Raw genomic sequence first — 13,984 nt, forward strand, 5'->3', positions numbered from 1 at the left:
AATCCAGCCAGCATCTTGAATCACAAACATCCGGTTTTGGGAATCCTACGATTCTCCCAAAATAGGAAATGCTCTAGATATCCGCACTGGATCACGCCGAGGAGGTCCGTCATGGATGTCCGGCAACCCATGCCGCTTGACCAAGCATCGGCCGCGCCTATGTCCGCGGAACCGGCGTCGAGCAAAAGACAGCTCCTGTTCGAACGTCGCACCAAAGCTGTTGAGATCGATGAGATCGACCCAGGCGACGGCCGGGTGATCAACCATGATGGCGAGCAACTCGCTATCAGCGAGGCGGCAGACGGTTCGAGTGCCGGCTGCATCGACGGTTGGAACCCGGTCGACCGGATATGGTACTGGTCCTGCCACAGATGGGGATTCGACGAACAAGGCGTGCTGCCGGCAAACAGGCCGCCGGCGGCTCGAGCGACGCCGCAGGCCGGGCTCACGGGATGAAGATCCTCGTCACCGGCGCTACAGGTTTGATAGGCGCCTCACTATGCGCGCGCCTGGAGGCGGAGGGACACGAAGTACGGCGCGTGCTCCGCCGCTCCCGACCTGCCGGCTCTTCGAAAAGTTCGGACGTCATTTTGGACATGACGGAGGCGGTCCGACCGGAGGACTGGAGTTCGCCTCTTTCAGGCGTCGATGCCGTCGTCAACTGCGCCGGCGTTCTGCAGGACAACGCGCGGGAAAAGGTTCAGGAGGTCCATGCCATCGCCGCTTCCGCTCTCTTCAGGACCTGCGAACGGGCCGGCATCAAGACGGTCATCCATTTCTCGGCGATCGGTGTCGACCGCGATCAGCTGTCCGCCTTCTCCGCCAGCAAGCTGGCCGGCGACAAGGTATTGATGGCGCTCGATGTCGGCTGGGTGATCCTGCGTCCCTCGGTGGCGCGGCGCGGCGTCTTTGGCGCAAGCGCATTGTTGCGTGGGCTAGCCGCGCTGCCATTGTTGCCGGCCATGCCCAATACCGGTCGCCTGCAAGTCGTTCAGCTCGATGACATTGTCTCCACCGTTCTTTTCTTCCTCCTGCCCACGAGTCCTTCTCGCTTGACGCTGGAGCTTGCGGGGCCGGAGGCGCTCACCATGACAGAGCTCGTCAGTCGTTACCGCCAGTGGTTTGGATGGAAGAAGGCAGCCATATTCACCTTGCCCGGCTGGGTGGCGAGAGGCCTCTATCGTCTGGGCGATCTGGCTGGATGGCTCGGCTGGCGACCGCCGATCCGCAGCAATGCGCAAAAAAGAAATCACGCGAGGCGCTGTCGGTGATCCGCAGCCCTGGATTGTGACGACAGGCATTCACCCGGCAAGCCTCGCATCAGCACTTGCGGCCGATCCGGCAACGGTCCAGGAGCGATGGTTTGCCGGGCTCTATCTCATCAAGCCCGCGATCTTCGTTGTGCTGCCATTCTTCTGGATCATGACCGGCATCATCTCGCTCACGACAGGCTGGCGTAATGGCGTCGAACTGCTGATCGGCACTGCGGTGGCGCCCCACGCCGAGGCCGCGGTCGTGGCCGGTGCAATCGCCGACGCGGCTGTCGGCGCTCTGATCGCGTTCCGGCCGACAAGCCGCCCGGGTCTTTGGGGTGCGATCGCGATCTCGCTGTCCTACGCCATCGCCGGCACCATCCTGCGCCCGGATCTCTGGAACGAGCCACTCGGCCCGCTGATGAAAATCCTGCCGATCCTCGCCTTGCACTTCGTTGCGCTGGCGATCTTGGACGAGCGCTGATGCTTTATTTCGTGGTCAAATATCTGCACGTCATCGGCGCAGCCGTGCTGCTTGGGACAGGGGCGGGGATTGCCTTCTTCATGCTTCTCGCTCACCGGACCGGCAATGCCGCAACAATCGCGGCAGTTGCCCACATCGTGGTTGTCGCTGATTTCCTCTTTACCGCGACTGCCGTCGTCGCGCAGCCGATCACCGGCGTGGCCCTCGCCTGGCAGGCTGGCTATTCATTGAGGGAAGGATGGATCGTGCTGTCGATTGTGCTCTATGTCGTGACCGGCCTGTTCTGGCTGCCGGTCGTTTGGATGCAGATGGAGATGCGCAATCTGGCGACGCGCGCCGCCACATCTGGCGACCCGCCGCCGGAGCGGTACAACAAGCTGTTTCGGTTGTGGTTTGTCTTCGGTTTTCCTGCCTTCGCCGCCGTGCTCGCCATCTTCTGGCTCATGATCACGCGTCCCCTCATCGTTTTGTTCGATTGACGGTGACAAGAGCTTCGCTGGCCACTGATGGGCAGCAGGTCCTTTGGCCAGGTGGTGAGTTCGGGAACCAACACGGCTTCTCACCCTGAACAGAAGGCGCGACGCCATAGGTGCTTTCCGACGATTGGAGGGAGAAAGCGTTGCCATCAGCCTAAGCTGGAGAATGACACTAGCCGCGAGCGCCGTTACCGTCTGACCCCCTGGCGCGACTGGAGCCCCGGGTAGAACCGATCTGTTCGCTCTGTGCTCCGCTGTCCACGCGGGGGGAGCCAAGCATGGGTTCCTCACCCATCGGCTCGCCCGCGACCGTCGTGAACTCTCCGTTGCCGTCAATGGATTTGCCGCTCGACCAACGGCCCTCGGGCGGCGGCACGCCGTCGACGAAACAGTTGACGAAAGCATAGCTGACGTCGCGAAGTTCCTGTTCCTGGGGGAAGGAATTGGGAACCGGCAGTGAAGCCGCGAGCCCGCCCATGTCCTCGATGGCTGCTAACCATTGCTGCTGGTGCATCGTGTCGCGGGCGATCAGGAACGACAGCATCTCCTTCATGCCGGGATCGTCGGTCATATTGTAGAGGCGTGTGGCAAGCACTCTGCCACTGCTTTCCGCCGTGACATTGGCGATCATGTCGGCGGCGAGATTGCCGCTGGCGTAGACGTGTGAAGCATTGAAGGGCACGCCGTTTGAATTTTCCGGCAATGCCGCGAGTCCGGTGGAAAGGATGTGGCGGAAGTTCATGCCGTTCAACACGGAGCCGCCGATCGTATCGGCTGAAATGTCTTCTTGCAAAGACAGCGGCGCCCCTTCCAGATTCAACGCCACGGCCGTCGCGAGCATCTCGATGTGGGCGAGTTCCTCAGTGGCGGTGTTCAGCAGCAGGTCCCGATACTTGCTTGGGCCGCGCGCGCCCCAGGCCTGGAAGAAGTACTGCAGCGCAACTCGTATCTCGCCTTCGACGCCACCGATCGCCTGCTGCAAAGCACGAGCAAAGATCGGGCTGGGCGTTTCCACGCGCACAGGGAATTGCAATTTCTTGTCGGTGTAAAACATCTCATATTATCTCCGTTGATCTCGCCCAACCGACCGCAGAACCAGATGTTCCTTCTGTTCGACAGTATTTATCCTGACCATGTCGAGTTGGACGCGCGTGCGCGAAACGTGTGCAATCCGCTTCGGCAGGGCGCGGTTGTTTGGCGCAAGACCAAGATGAAGCGACCCGCGGGGTGATCGCCTTCACCCCGCCCTCAAGGCGGCCCTGGTGCCCGGTTCGTCCCCCCTCATGGACCCCTCATGGCGTCAAGCAGCTTGGAAAGAAACGCTGCTAACGCTTGTTCAGGCTGAGCCGCCTCTTCGCTCAACATTTCGATGCCCCATCGACCCAGCACCGCCTCCTGGACGACGCTCGGGCTAGGCATGAATACGAACGATCTGGGGCGGTCGGTCTCATAGCCGGACAGCCTCCAGGTCTGCCACAGGCGGTGCAAAAGCAGGCGAATGTTCATATCCGACATGCTGTAGCCGATGAAAAGGATCGTCCGCCCCAATGCATCCGCGCGGAATTTCACATCCAGCGGTGAATCGAAGGACAGCCGGTCGAAATAGTCGGTCTCGGCCAGAATGAGGGAGGAGTCGTCGTCGAAGTCGCCGTGGTATTTGACGATCTGGGTGACCCCGTTGCTGGCTTTGGCGATGTCTTTTGCGTTTGCCACCTTCACGTAGTCGCGGCTATGGACTTCGAAGGCGACCTCGAGGTTGCGATCGTAGTTGGTCGTGTAGATGATCGGGAAGTCCAGTGCCACGATCAGGCGGTGGATCTCCGAACGTCTCACTTTCTCATGCGAGACACTCCAGTTCCGATCCATCCAGCTTCGCAGCGGTCCGATGGTGCCCCGCTTCAACCGGTAGAACTCCGCCAGGGTCTGGTAGCTGACGTCCGACGGCGCGATGATGCCGTCATCGATGCCCAGGTCCTCGACCAGATGATCGATGAGCTTACGCCAGGAGGGCAGGCCGACACTCATTGACACGCCAGCCCCAACGAACAGGATCGCGCGCCGCTCCCTGACGGAACGCGCGAGTTCCTCGATGGGGAAAGCATGGACAAACCTCCGACCGATAATCATCCCAACTACCGGGACGGTCGCCGGTTCCATTCTCGTGCAGGCGGTGACCCGCCGTGGGGTTTGCGACGCGCCGGGGAACAATCATCCGCATGGGGTTCGTAACGGGCGCAGCCGGAACAAAGCATTGTGCTCGCGGTTTAGCTCCGGCGCCGATCGCCAGCGGAGAAATGCATCAATGACAATCAAGGAGCCGGCACACTCGGGTAGGCTAGCCTGGCCGCACACAGCCAAGCGCGGCATGGACGAGCAGGACAGAAGCCAAGCAGAGGCTCGCGCCAGTCGGCATCCTGAAGCCGATCCTGTCGACGAATCGCGTAGCACCGTGAACTGTAACGAGCTACGGGCAAATCGCCAGACCCGCGAGAGAGCATGATGGCCAGGCCGGCCCCCACCGAACGATCCGGCCCGGTCCAGGATGTGGTAGACGATGGTCAACACCGAGCGGTCGGCCGAACCTTCGAAAGCTTCTTCATGGCCGGCTTTGAATGTTCCTCCCACAGGCGGAGCGACGGTGTCCGGCTCGATCTTGTTCGCGCTACCTCGCACAACATCCATGCCTTGGCGGACTACCGGAGCTGTGCCGAGCTCGGGCTTCGAACGATCCGAGACGGGTTGCGCTGGCACCTGATCGAAACGGCGCCGGGCATCTATGACTGGTCGAGTTGGGCGGCCATGATCGAAGCGGCTCGTGCCGTTGGCGTGCAGGTGATCTGGGATGTTTTTCATTACGGGTCGCCCGATCACATCGATCAGGGATCGCAGGAATTCATCGACGCCTACGCCGCTTTTGCCGCGGAGGCCGTGCGGTTCCATCGCTCCTTCACGGGCACCTCTCCGCTGCTTTGTCCAATCAACGAAATCTCGTTCTTTGCCTGGGCCGTCGAAGTCGGCTACTTCCCGCGTGTCGGCCCAAAGAAGCGCGGATGGTTCAAACGGCATCTCGTTAAGGCAGCGGTCGCGGGCATCCGTGCAATGCGACAGGCCGACCCCGACTGTCGATTCGTCTGGGCTGAGCCGCTGATCCATATCGCGCCTCGCGACGGCAGCCGAGCGGAACGGCAACGCGCGCAGAACGCCCGGCGAGGTCAGTTCGAGGCGTATGAGATGCTGATGGGACAGGTCGAGCCTGAACTGGGCGGCAGCCAAGATCTTGTCGACGTGATTGGCCTGAACTTTTATCCTCACAACCAATGGTATCTAAACGGTCCGACCATTCCCATGGGCCACCATGAATATCAGGCGCTGTCCGAGATGTTGCTCGAGGTCGCTCACAGGTTCCGCAAGCCGATGTTCATTGCTGAAACCGGGTCCGAAGGATCCGCCGGGCCAGCATGGCTGCATTATGTCTGCGATGAGGTCCGCGCCGCGATGAAGCTGGGCGTCCCCATCCAAGGCATTTGCATTTATCCCGTGACAGCCTATCCGGGTTGGGACAATTCCCGCCACGCCGAAGTCGGCTTGTTTTCTACCGTGCACGCGGATGGTTCGCGCAGCATCCGGCAGCCAGTTGCGGACGAGCTGGCGCGCCAGCGCCTTCTGTTCGCGTAAGCCCGGCCATCACGCGTGCAGCATGGGCCTGTCGGGTAGAACGGCATCGCGTTCGGCTTCGTCCGGCAAATGGTTACGGCGCGAGCACAGCAAATGTCGGCGCCTCCAACGAAGCCGAGGCCGGCAGGGTCTTCTGTATCCTCGCGAATGTGGCCAAGGCCTGACCCACCACTTGATCCATGTTGTAATAACGGTAGGTCGCTAGCCGTCCAACGAACCAGACGTTTGGGCAGGCGTCCGCCATTGCCTCGTAGCGTTTGTACAGCTCCTCGTTTTCGGCTCTCGGAACAGGATAATAGGGATCGCCTATATCGGTCGGGTATTCGTAGGTGAGGCTGGTTTTCGGATGCCGTTGGCCTGTCAGATGCTTATACTCCGTGACGCGGGTGTAGTTTTCCGTCTGCGGATAGTTCACCACCGCCACTGGCTGGAATTGTTCGCAATCCACTGTCACATGGTCGAACCGCAAGGAACGGTAAGGCAGACGGCCGAGCCTCCAATCAAAATATTCATCAATCGGCCCAGTATAGATCAGCTGCCGAAAGCCGATCTTGTCGCGTATCTCGCCATAGTCGGTCTGCAGCATCACCTTGATTTCAGGCCTGTCCAGCATCCGCTCGAACATCCGCGTATAGCCGCCGGCGGGCATGTTCTGGAACGTATCGCCAAAATAGCGGTCGTCGCGGGTGGTGCGGGTCGGCACCCGTGCCGTTACGGATTTACTCAGTTGGGACGGATCCACGCCCCATTGTTTGCGAGTATAGCCGCGAAAGAATTTTTCGTAGAGTTCCCTGCCCACGGTGCTGACCACCACGTCTTCGGCGGTTCGGACCTCCTCCACCGTTTCTCGTCGCGAAGCGAAAAATTCTTCCAGTTGTTCGGAGGTGAGATCAAGTCCGTAGAGACGATTGATCGTGTCGAGATTGATCGGGATGGGCAGCAGTTTGCCGTCTACCGAAGAGAGGACGCGATGTTCGTAGGGCCGCCACGCCGTGAACTGCGACAGATAGTCGACGATGGATTGCGCGTTGGTGTGGAAGATGTGGGGACCATAGCGATGGATCAGGAGTCCCGCTTCGTCGTAGCAGTCATAGGCGTTGCCGCCGACATGATTTCTGCGGTCTATGAGCAGGACACTTTCGCGGCGTTGCGATGCAATGCGCTCGGCAAGCACGCTGCCGGCAAAGCCGGCTCCGACGATCAGCCAGTCGAACATCGTCAGGCTCTCCTGCGCAGCGGAACGACAGTTTTCATCGCCTGGACACCGTGGATGTGTGAGGTCATGGCATCCCAAGTGCGTTCCCACGACTTGTCGGCGAGATAGGCATCAACTGCCCTCACCTGCAGGTCTCTGGGGCGGGCAAGCATGCAGCGAAGCTTGGTCGCAATGTCGTCGGCGTCGACGATCTCGACGAGACCAGCCGCACCGTAGGTGCGAACGACATCAACGATCGCGGTGGAGATCACGGGCAGTCCGGCCGCAAGAAACTCGGGTGTCTTGGTTGGGCTGATGTATCGCGTTGCCTCGTTGAGCGCGAACGGCATCCAACCGACTGCCCAATGACGAAGATAGCTCGGCAGGTCGGCATAGTTCTTGGGCCCGAGCCAATGCAAATTGTCTGCCCGTGGCAGGGTCGCCGGATCGATCTTGACCACCGGCCCAAGCATGACGAACTGGATGTCGGGCATCGCGGCAGCCGTCTGGCCAACAAGGGCGATGTCGAGCCGTTCGTCGATCACGCCGAAATAGCCAACCCTTGGATGGGGAATGGCTGCCTGGTCGGATGGTTCCTCGCCCCCCTCTCTCGCCATGTTGAAATGAGCAGCGTCGATGCTGCTTGGAAACGCAAAGATCGAACGATGCTGACTGCGCTTTGCCTCATAGAGGCTTTGCCCGCCCGTGAAGACCAGATCGGCACGGCGGAACAGCGCTCTTTCCAGCTGTGCCAGTTCCGCGGGCGCGTCGCGGAAGGCGGACAACTCATCCATGCAATCGTAGACACACACATTGCAGCGCAGATGACTGCTGAAGCGCAGCGCCATTGGCGTGTAATACCACGCAATCAGCCGGTCATGAGGAACGGGTGCGACGAGTTCATTGACGAAGCTTCGCTGGATGGCGTCCACCTTTGTCGCGGATGTTCCAAGCGGGACGACCGGCGTGACAACCCTGATTGCCGGAGCTACGTCGTTCACGCGCATGAAGGGACCGCGGACATCTTCGAAGGCTGGTTCTTCGAAGTAAATTACCTGTTGCTGCCGGGCGGCGAGGGTCAGGAGGTGCTGTGGCCTTTGAAATACAAAATTCCATCGGAGATGTGAAAAGCAGATAACTACTGCATTGTACGCAATAGACGTGATTTTTTTTGTTTTTGCCGGCGCGATTTCCATATATTTTCCCTTTTAATACGAGTCAAGTCTCGAAGAATTAACCTAGGTTAATTTTCGACACTCCTGCCTGATGCTTTCAGTTCCATCTAACTTTCGATTTAGTAAGTTGTTCCCGCGGTATTAATTGATTTGCGTGGCCGATCATCGGCCTCAACGATCAGAGGTAGGGCCGCTCGACTGCTTCGCGGGCGGTCCGAATGCGGCACGAGATCCGCTGGAATTGGGACCACGGCGCCCTAACGTGGCGCTTTGTCACTCCTCGAGCTGTTGAAGGCCTGTGGGAAAATCGACACGTGTTAGCCGACGCTGCTAGAATAAGAGCGCCTCGAATCAGTTTGTTTGGACCTGGGTGTCGGAAGCTGAGAGAGGCTGTCGAGGTTTATGGACATGCAGATCAATTTTGAAACGCACGTCTTTCCGTTGTTTCACCCGCAGCAGGTGGACGACCTGAAAGATCCTTGTCCCGTATTCGACGGAACGCTCTGGCACATGTTCGGATCGAGCGGCACCGTCACGAGCGAGGAATGGAAGATACTGCACGCCACAGCGCCGGATCCGCGTGGCCCCTGGACCGAGCATGAACCGATCGCCTTGCCGATCACCGGCTCGGGTGTGGCGGCGCCCGGTGTCATCCACGAAGGCGGGGTTTTCCACATGTTCATCCAGACCGAATTCATGAAGTCGGGTGGGCGGTGCGAGCATGCGGTGTCTAATGATGGTTTCCACTGGGTTGTTTTGACGTCGGCGATATTATCCCTGCCGGACACCGATGAAGATGGCATCTACGATCCCCATCCGGCGGTCATCGGCGGCAAGCGCTACATCGTCTACTCGGGAATGCCGAAATTCAGCAGGGTCCCGCAACCCGACGTCTATCTCGCACGCAGCCAGTCCGACTCCTGGTTCGGACCATGGAAGCGCGCTGGCAAGATCCTGGACCACCTGGACGTTCCGCATCACAACGCACGCGAGCATCCCGACTATGAATGGGGCATCGAAGGCGCTCAACTGGTCGAGTTGCCGGATGGACGCGTGCTGCTCAATGCAACCTGCTTCCTGCCCGAGGGGCCGCGCGGCAGCCGCCAGCGTGTATTCTTCGCAATTGCCGATCGCGTCGAAGGACCTTACGTGTCCGTCGGCCCAGTGCTGGATCCGGGCGAGCCGGGAGAGAACGGGCACTCGACTGTGATGATAGAGGGCCGGCAACTGACGCTGTTCTATCAGAGCCGGCGCGAGGCAACGAATCACAGGTGGCGCTATGGGCTGGCCACGTGCGACCTGGATCAGCAGATTTTTTCAAACGTCGCTTAACCCAGCGCGCCCGGAAAGGCGCCATCACCGCGACGGACAACCGTCCCTACGCAGTGCTCGTTTCGATCGAGAGTCGCCCTCGGGGCCGACGGCCGATGCATTGCGCGCGATAGGACGGCTCAACTTATTCGCTGAATCCAAGTGAGCCCGAGGGCGGGATTCGGCACCTGACGCTGTCGGATCGGACGTGGAAGATCTGGCGGCGGTCGCAGCAATAGTGAGCATCCATCCCGAGAGTCCGGCTACTGTCGTGATGGACCGGACGAGGCGACGGGCGCCACTGGAAGCGCGCGCTTGTGTGCGGTGCCGGCGTGCGCTTGAAATATGCGCGTGCGCGCTGCTTCGTCGATCTCCCGACCTTCAAGGAAATCGTCGATTTGATCGTAAGTTACGCCATAGGCATCTTCGTCCGGGCGAAGCGGAATTAGGTTCTCCAGGTCGGCAGTCGGAATCTTGGCAACTAATTGAGGCGGAGCGCCCAGATGCGCCGCCAAGGCGCGAACCCTACGCTTGTTCAACCCGGAAAGAGGAAGGATGTCGGCAGCACCGTCGCCGAACTTGGTGAAGAAACCCATCAGTGCTTCGGCCGCATGATCGGTACCGATGACCAGCCCTCGGGTGGCGCCGGCAAGCGCAAACTGGGCAATCATCCGCTCACGAGCCTTGATGTTGCCAAGCAAAAAGTCCTCTCCGCCGGCATCGCCGAGGTCGGTGCCCGCAAGCTTGATCGAATCCAGCATCGCGTCGGCGGCGGGCTTGATGTCGACCCGGCGCACTTCGTCTGCTTGTATTGTATCCAGTGCCCGCTGCGCGTCGCTCTCGTCGGCCTGTAAGCCGTATGGAAGCCGAACGGCCAGGAATCTGGCCTCATATCCTGCCGTTCGCAGTTCCTCCACGGCCCGTTGCGCAAGAAGAGCGGCAGCAAGCGAATCTACGCCACCGCTTACGCCCAGAACGTAGGTGTTGAGATTCGAGGCACGCAGATAGGTGCCGAGAAAATCGATGCGTCGGCGCGTTTCAAGCGCGACGTCAAAACTGGACGAGACTCCCAATGCTCCTATAATCAGTTGTTGGTCGGTCATGCGAAGTTGCTCCTGACATCATAGCGTTCTGTCCAGTCGCATACCACAAGGTCGGTGGCGGTCACCGTCTCGGTCTGCCAGCTGAAGCGGTTCTCAAAAAGCGATGATGACGCGCCGGTAGCGCAAAAACGGTGATGTACATTGGCGGGCTCGACGTTGGGTCCCCTTAGGAGAAAAAGGAACAGCGACGAAGAGCCTCACAGGTTCCCGACCTCGGCCGGAATCCTGCTCGGGCTCAGGCTGGTTCTTCGAGGGAATCGTTCTGCATCAGTTGCTCCAGTGGCATCATATGGCGACCAGCCGGCTATCCCGCCGCAATCTTGAGAACCTTCGGTTCAACACGTCCCTCGATGGCTGGTTCCACGCCGGCACATACGTGTTCGTCGCATTAGGTCTCATTGTGCTATGGCGTGCGGCGCGCCAACCTCATCTCGGGTGGTCAGGAAAGTTGCTACTTGCAACGATGCTCATGGGCTTTGGCATATTCAACCTGGTCGAGGGAGTGGACGATCACCAGCTTCTCGGCACACACCATGTCAACGAAACCGTCCCGCGGTCCCAGTGGGTCTATTGGGACCGCGGGTTGTTTGATTTGGGGTGCGCTGATGCTGCTCGGCGGGTGGGCCTTGTCAAACGGCAAGCGGAAATCCTGGCTGTGGCAGCTATGAAGCGTTGGACTCTAGCGCTTATTTCAGGATGCCTTGGAACCGGATTGTAGCAGCGATGTTGTAGGCCTCTCGAGAACGCGGGGAACTGAAGGCGAACGGGCTCGGTATGAACGGCTCTCGGGCGAGCACGTGAAGGAGTGTGAGACGGGGGACAGGGCGGCCGCCATTGAGGAGGTGCAATCCCGCTCTCATGTCCGGCTTTCCTGGTTCAGGTCCTGGCCTTCCACAATCAACCCGCAAGGGGTTCGCTACGCAAGCGTGCGACCTCTGCGGCTGCGCCTTCAAGGTGACCGCGGCCATGCCCTGAACACGTCGGGCGCCTGTCGAGCGGGGATGGACCCCGCCCAAAGACGGGAGCCAAACGATGTCGCACAATTTCACCCTTGCTCAGCACCATGCCTTCAATCTCGCGCAGACCTTGATGGTCCCGGTCACGCTCTTCCAAGTCGATGGCGAGTTCGGCGTCATGGTGTCGAGCGAATATGACGGTGACAAGGGCACGGTGGTCCACGAATACGATCCTTACGAGTACCGCCCGGCTCACTAAGAGGGGATCGTTGCCTGCCACTTGCGCCCGACAGGGCGCAAGTGAGGCTTCGCCGCGTACACGCCCCGGCAATGACGACGAGGTCAACGGCCTCTATAGCACCACGCTGATGCGCACCGGTGCCGATTCCGAAATCGAGCTTGCCATGACGGTCACGCCGCTCGGAGCGATTTCGCGCCTCAAGCACGCGCTCGACGATTTCGAAGGAGAGCGCGAGCGCTATCGCCAGCGCCTCGCCGACGCCCGCCGCCGGCTTGCGTCGTACCAGTCCCGGGATGATAGTGCCGAGTTCGCCTTCGCGGGTGAATTGGCCGACAAGCGGCGGCAGCTTGCTGAGGTGGAGGCGGCACTGGCGACGGATATTGAAGGTGCCGGGGCGACCGACGCAATTGCCGCCTGATCGAATGTGCTGGCCGGTCACGCCTCGCGGCGTGGCCGGCCTTTCTTCTTGTTAACCATAACCGGCTGTCCTCGATCGCCGCTATCGCGACAGGCGGTTTTCATCGTCGATCAGGGTGAGACGGCAGGGCGCCACATCGCTCCATGTCCAGAGGACGAGATTAAGGCCGTCCTCCGTCGCTCCGGGGGCGAAGCTTCTGACGAGCAATCCATGATAGCCAGCCGCGACAAGTCTTCGTGCGAAGGCTTGCGTCTTCGCCTCTCCGGTTGCTTTCATCTGATCGCGCCAAGTCGTACCGGCGAGCCCCGCCGCATCCATCCCCTCCGCACGCAGGCGCTCATGGTCGCGGCTGTCAAAAACCGCCTCGATATCCGCATCATAAGACACGAGTGTCGTCGGCTGCAAACTGCCGGCCCGATTGGCTTCGCGCAACGCCGTCATGACCGACAAGGACATATAGAGCGCTTGCGTTCCTTTCCGGTTGAAACGGCCACCGTAAAGCTCCGCGCCACGGCCAGACATCCGCTCGCGTGCATAGATCGGATTCAGCGCCCGATAGAGTTCCCCCTTGAAATGCATCGACCGGATCAGGCGTGAACGCCGGCGTCGACCGCGTCGATATAGTCGAGCACGTCATCGGCGCGCCCATCACGGACCAGTTGCATCGCGGTCAGGCCGGAAAAGCCGGGCAGGGGCTCGGAGCGATACCAGGCATAGGCCATCAGCGCCGAGCCGAAGCGGGGCTCGACCTTGTTGACGATCTCCGACATCTCGCGCAGCCGTCGCTGCGTCTTGTCCGAGCCAATGCGGTCCTTGCGCTGGATGGCATCCTTTCCGAGACCGGCGGTTCGGGCGATCTCCTCGCTGGTAGTACGCAAGGCGTCTGCGATTTTGCGCGGTGAAAAAAGTCCGCCGTCAGCATATTGGGCAAGTCCCATGACGCTTACCTCCATTCCTGTATGTCAATAATTATGACGCAATATAGCGTCAGAATAGCGGGGTTCAATCCAAATTTGGGAAGAAGGCTGAGAAGGAAGGGGAGGGGAAAACCTGCTCGCAGATCGAGCGGACCGCTGACGCTTGCGCTCAACCGCGCCGCTCGCGATCCCGGCCACGTCGTCCTTCGCAGGGCTGTTAGCCCCGCTTGTCCTGCCGGGCAGGGATGCTCGGCCGCAGTTGCACCGGCCCGCTCGCTCCGCGGGCCGGGGGGTGTCTTCGAGAAGAAGACGAGAAAGGACGCAGCGACGGGCTGTGTCCGGCAACCCCGTAAGGAGCATTTCCATGGAACTGAAATTTGTCGATCCGCGCGCGCTGAAGGGCAACCCCCGACAAGGCGCGACGTTCCAAGTCCAGCCCGCAAAAACCAGCGCGCTGAAAGCGGCACGGGAGGCTTGGGAACGCGAAGGTTTTCGCGTCGTTGGTGGGGCGCTCGCCGGCAAGGCGGCCGAAGGCCTGGAAAAGGAAGCGGCAATCGCGGCGCGCACATTGGCGTCATGGGAGCTTCGGTGGGGGAGGGGTACTGACCTCCTCGACGGCAAGACCGTTTTCGTGATGGACGAGGCCGGAATGGTTGCGTCGAGGCAGATGGCGTTGCACAGGATCTGGGCCAGTTGTTGCGGATCTGCGGCGACAAAGGCGCTGTCCTCGACCGCGGCCGGCCTGGCGAAGCGGGCATTGTGAGCTGGTAGGTAGGTCTG

Annotated in this window: 11 protein-coding genes and 5 pseudogenes; 9 read left to right on the top strand and 7 right to left on the bottom strand. The window is 60.5% G+C overall.

Annotated elements, in window-relative coordinates; translation table 11 throughout:
• The 3 genes and pseudogenes from FJ953_RS30050 to FJ953_RS30060 all read left to right on the top strand — a co-directional run.
• A pseudogene (locus tag FJ953_RS30050) lies at positions 1–456 on the top strand (hypothetical protein); the annotation flags it as partial.
• Positions 453–1,737: pseudogene (locus tag FJ953_RS30055) on the top strand (SDR family oxidoreductase). The pseudogenes FJ953_RS30050 and FJ953_RS30055, both read left to right, overlap by 4 nt.
• Complete coding sequence (locus FJ953_RS30060; protein ID WP_140501403.1) at positions 1,737–2,216, top strand: DUF2269 family protein; 480 nt, start codon at positions 1,737–1,739, stop codon at positions 2,214–2,216. Before FJ953_RS30055 ends, FJ953_RS30060 begins: the two are co-directional and overlap by 1 nt.
• A gap of 169 nt (positions 2,217–2,385) precedes the next feature.
• Here FJ953_RS30060 and FJ953_RS30065 read toward each other — a convergent pair whose 3' ends face one another.
• Together FJ953_RS30065 and FJ953_RS30070 are read right to left on the bottom strand one after the other, a co-directional pair.
• Positions 2,386–3,267 carry a manganese catalase family protein gene (locus tag FJ953_RS30065; protein WP_140525828.1) on the bottom strand — a complete coding sequence of 294 codons (882 nt, stop codon included), beginning with the start codon at positions 3,265–3,267 and terminating at the stop codon, positions 2,386–2,388.
• 227 nt (positions 3,268–3,494) lie between these two features.
• Positions 3,495–4,340, bottom strand: a complete 846-nt coding sequence (locus tag FJ953_RS30070; RefSeq protein WP_140525835.1) for an SIR2 family protein — start codon at positions 4,338–4,340, stop codon at positions 3,495–3,497.
• A gap of 369 nt (positions 4,341–4,709) precedes the next feature.
• Here FJ953_RS30070 and FJ953_RS30075 point away from each other — a divergent pair, with 369 nt between their 5' ends.
• Positions 4,710–5,888 (top strand): beta-glucosidase, encoded by a 1,179-nt coding sequence (locus FJ953_RS30075; RefSeq protein WP_224684575.1) that lies wholly within the window; start codon positions 4,710–4,712, stop codon positions 5,886–5,888.
• Between the two features lie 73 nt (positions 5,889–5,961).
• Here FJ953_RS30075 and glf read toward each other — a convergent pair whose 3' ends face one another.
• Entirely contained in the window at positions 5,962–7,104 is a 1,143-nt protein-coding gene (gene glf / locus FJ953_RS30080; RefSeq protein WP_140501399.1) for a UDP-galactopyranose mutase, read from the bottom strand.
• A 2-nt stretch (positions 7,105–7,106) separates the two neighbouring features.
• The gene (locus FJ953_RS30085; RefSeq protein ID WP_140525829.1) at positions 7,107–8,279 is read right to left on the bottom strand and encodes a glycosyltransferase; all 1,173 of its coding nucleotides are present in this window, start codon (positions 8,277–8,279) and stop codon (positions 7,107–7,109) included.
• 381 nt (positions 8,280–8,660) lie between these two features.
• On the opposite strand from FJ953_RS30085, the gene FJ953_RS30090 reads away from it, so the two are divergent.
• A complete protein-coding gene (locus FJ953_RS30090; protein ID WP_224684577.1) occupies positions 8,661–9,590 on the top strand; it encodes a hypothetical protein in 930 nt (309 codons plus the stop codon).
• Between the two features lie 242 nt (positions 9,591–9,832).
• On the opposite strand, the gene nadE is transcribed toward FJ953_RS30090, so the two are convergent.
• Entirely contained in the window at positions 9,833–10,672 is an 840-nt protein-coding gene (gene nadE, locus FJ953_RS30095; RefSeq protein WP_140525830.1) for an ammonia-dependent NAD(+) synthetase, read from the bottom strand.
• A gap of 156 nt (positions 10,673–10,828) precedes the next feature.
• On the opposite strand from nadE, the pseudogene FJ953_RS30100 reads away from it, so the two are divergent.
• From FJ953_RS30100 to FJ953_RS30110, 3 genes and pseudogenes are all read left to right on the top strand, one after another.
• Positions 10,829–11,340, top strand: a pseudogene (locus tag FJ953_RS30100) (DUF2243 domain-containing protein).
• A 364-nt stretch (positions 11,341–11,704) separates the two neighbouring features.
• A complete protein-coding gene (locus tag FJ953_RS30105) occupies positions 11,705–11,887 on the top strand; it encodes a hypothetical protein (RefSeq protein ID WP_140525831.1) in 183 nt (60 codons plus the stop codon).
• Between the two features lie 94 nt (positions 11,888–11,981).
• Positions 11,982–12,287, top strand: a pseudogene (locus FJ953_RS30110) (hypothetical protein); the annotation flags it as partial.
• Positions 12,288–12,368: 81 nt separating this feature from the next.
• Here the strand turns inward: FJ953_RS30110 and FJ953_RS30115 are convergent.
• Positions 12,369–12,866, bottom strand: coding sequence for an RES family NAD+ phosphorylase (locus tag FJ953_RS30115; RefSeq protein WP_140525832.1), 498 nt, complete (start codon positions 12,864–12,866; stop codon positions 12,369–12,371).
• An 8-nt stretch (positions 12,867–12,874) separates the two neighbouring features.
• Positions 12,875–13,225 (bottom strand): antitoxin Xre/MbcA/ParS toxin-binding domain-containing protein, encoded by a 351-nt coding sequence (locus FJ953_RS30120; protein ID WP_140525833.1) that lies wholly within the window; start codon positions 13,223–13,225, stop codon positions 12,875–12,877.
• Positions 13,226–13,646: 421 nt separating this feature from the next.
• Here FJ953_RS30120 and FJ953_RS30125 point away from each other — a divergent pair.
• Positions 13,647–13,877: pseudogene (locus FJ953_RS30125) on the top strand (AAA family ATPase); the annotation flags it as partial.
• Positions 13,878–13,984: the final 107 nt, after the last annotated feature.

Source organism: Mesorhizobium sp. B2-3-6, assembly GCF_006442305.1.
In the GTDB taxonomy this organism is placed as follows: domain Bacteria; phylum Pseudomonadota; class Alphaproteobacteria; order Rhizobiales; family Rhizobiaceae; genus Mesorhizobium.

What these genes read in the sequence shown, in the direction of transcription:
- FJ953_RS30060 (WP_140501403.1), top strand. Translation starts at nt 1,737, where the DNA reads ATGCTTTATTTCGTGGTCAAATATCTGCACGTCATCGGCGCAGCCGTG.
- FJ953_RS30065 (WP_140525828.1), bottom strand. Translation starts at nt 3,267, where the DNA reads ATGTTTTACACCGACAAGAAATTGCAATTCCCTGTGCGCGTGGAAACG.
- FJ953_RS30070 (WP_140525835.1), bottom strand. Translation starts at nt 4,340, where the DNA reads ATGATTATCGGTCGGAGGTTTGTCCATGCTTTCCCCATCGAGGAACTC.
- FJ953_RS30075 (WP_224684575.1), top strand. Translation starts at nt 4,710, where the DNA reads ATGATGGCCAGGCCGGCCCCCACCGAACGATCCGGCCCGGTCCAGGAT.
- glf (WP_140501399.1), bottom strand. Translation starts at nt 7,104, where the DNA reads ATGTTCGACTGGCTGATCGTCGGAGCCGGCTTTGCCGGCAGCGTGCTT.
- FJ953_RS30085 (WP_140525829.1), bottom strand. Translation starts at nt 8,279, where the DNA reads ATGGAAATCGCGCCGGCAAAAACAAAAAAAATCACGTCTATTGCGTAC.
- FJ953_RS30090 (WP_224684577.1), top strand. Translation starts at nt 8,661, where the DNA reads ATGGACATGCAGATCAATTTTGAAACGCACGTCTTTCCGTTGTTTCAC.
- nadE (WP_140525830.1), bottom strand. Translation starts at nt 10,672, where the DNA reads ATGACCGACCAACAACTGATTATAGGAGCATTGGGAGTCTCGTCCAGT.
- FJ953_RS30105 (WP_140525831.1), top strand. Translation starts at nt 11,705, where the DNA reads ATGTCGCACAATTTCACCCTTGCTCAGCACCATGCCTTCAATCTCGCG.
- FJ953_RS30115 (WP_140525832.1), bottom strand. Translation starts at nt 12,866, where the DNA reads ATGCATTTCAAGGGGGAACTCTATCGGGCGCTGAATCCGATCTATGCA.
- FJ953_RS30120 (WP_140525833.1), bottom strand. Translation starts at nt 13,225, where the DNA reads ATGGGACTTGCCCAATATGCTGACGGCGGACTTTTTTCACCGCGCAAA.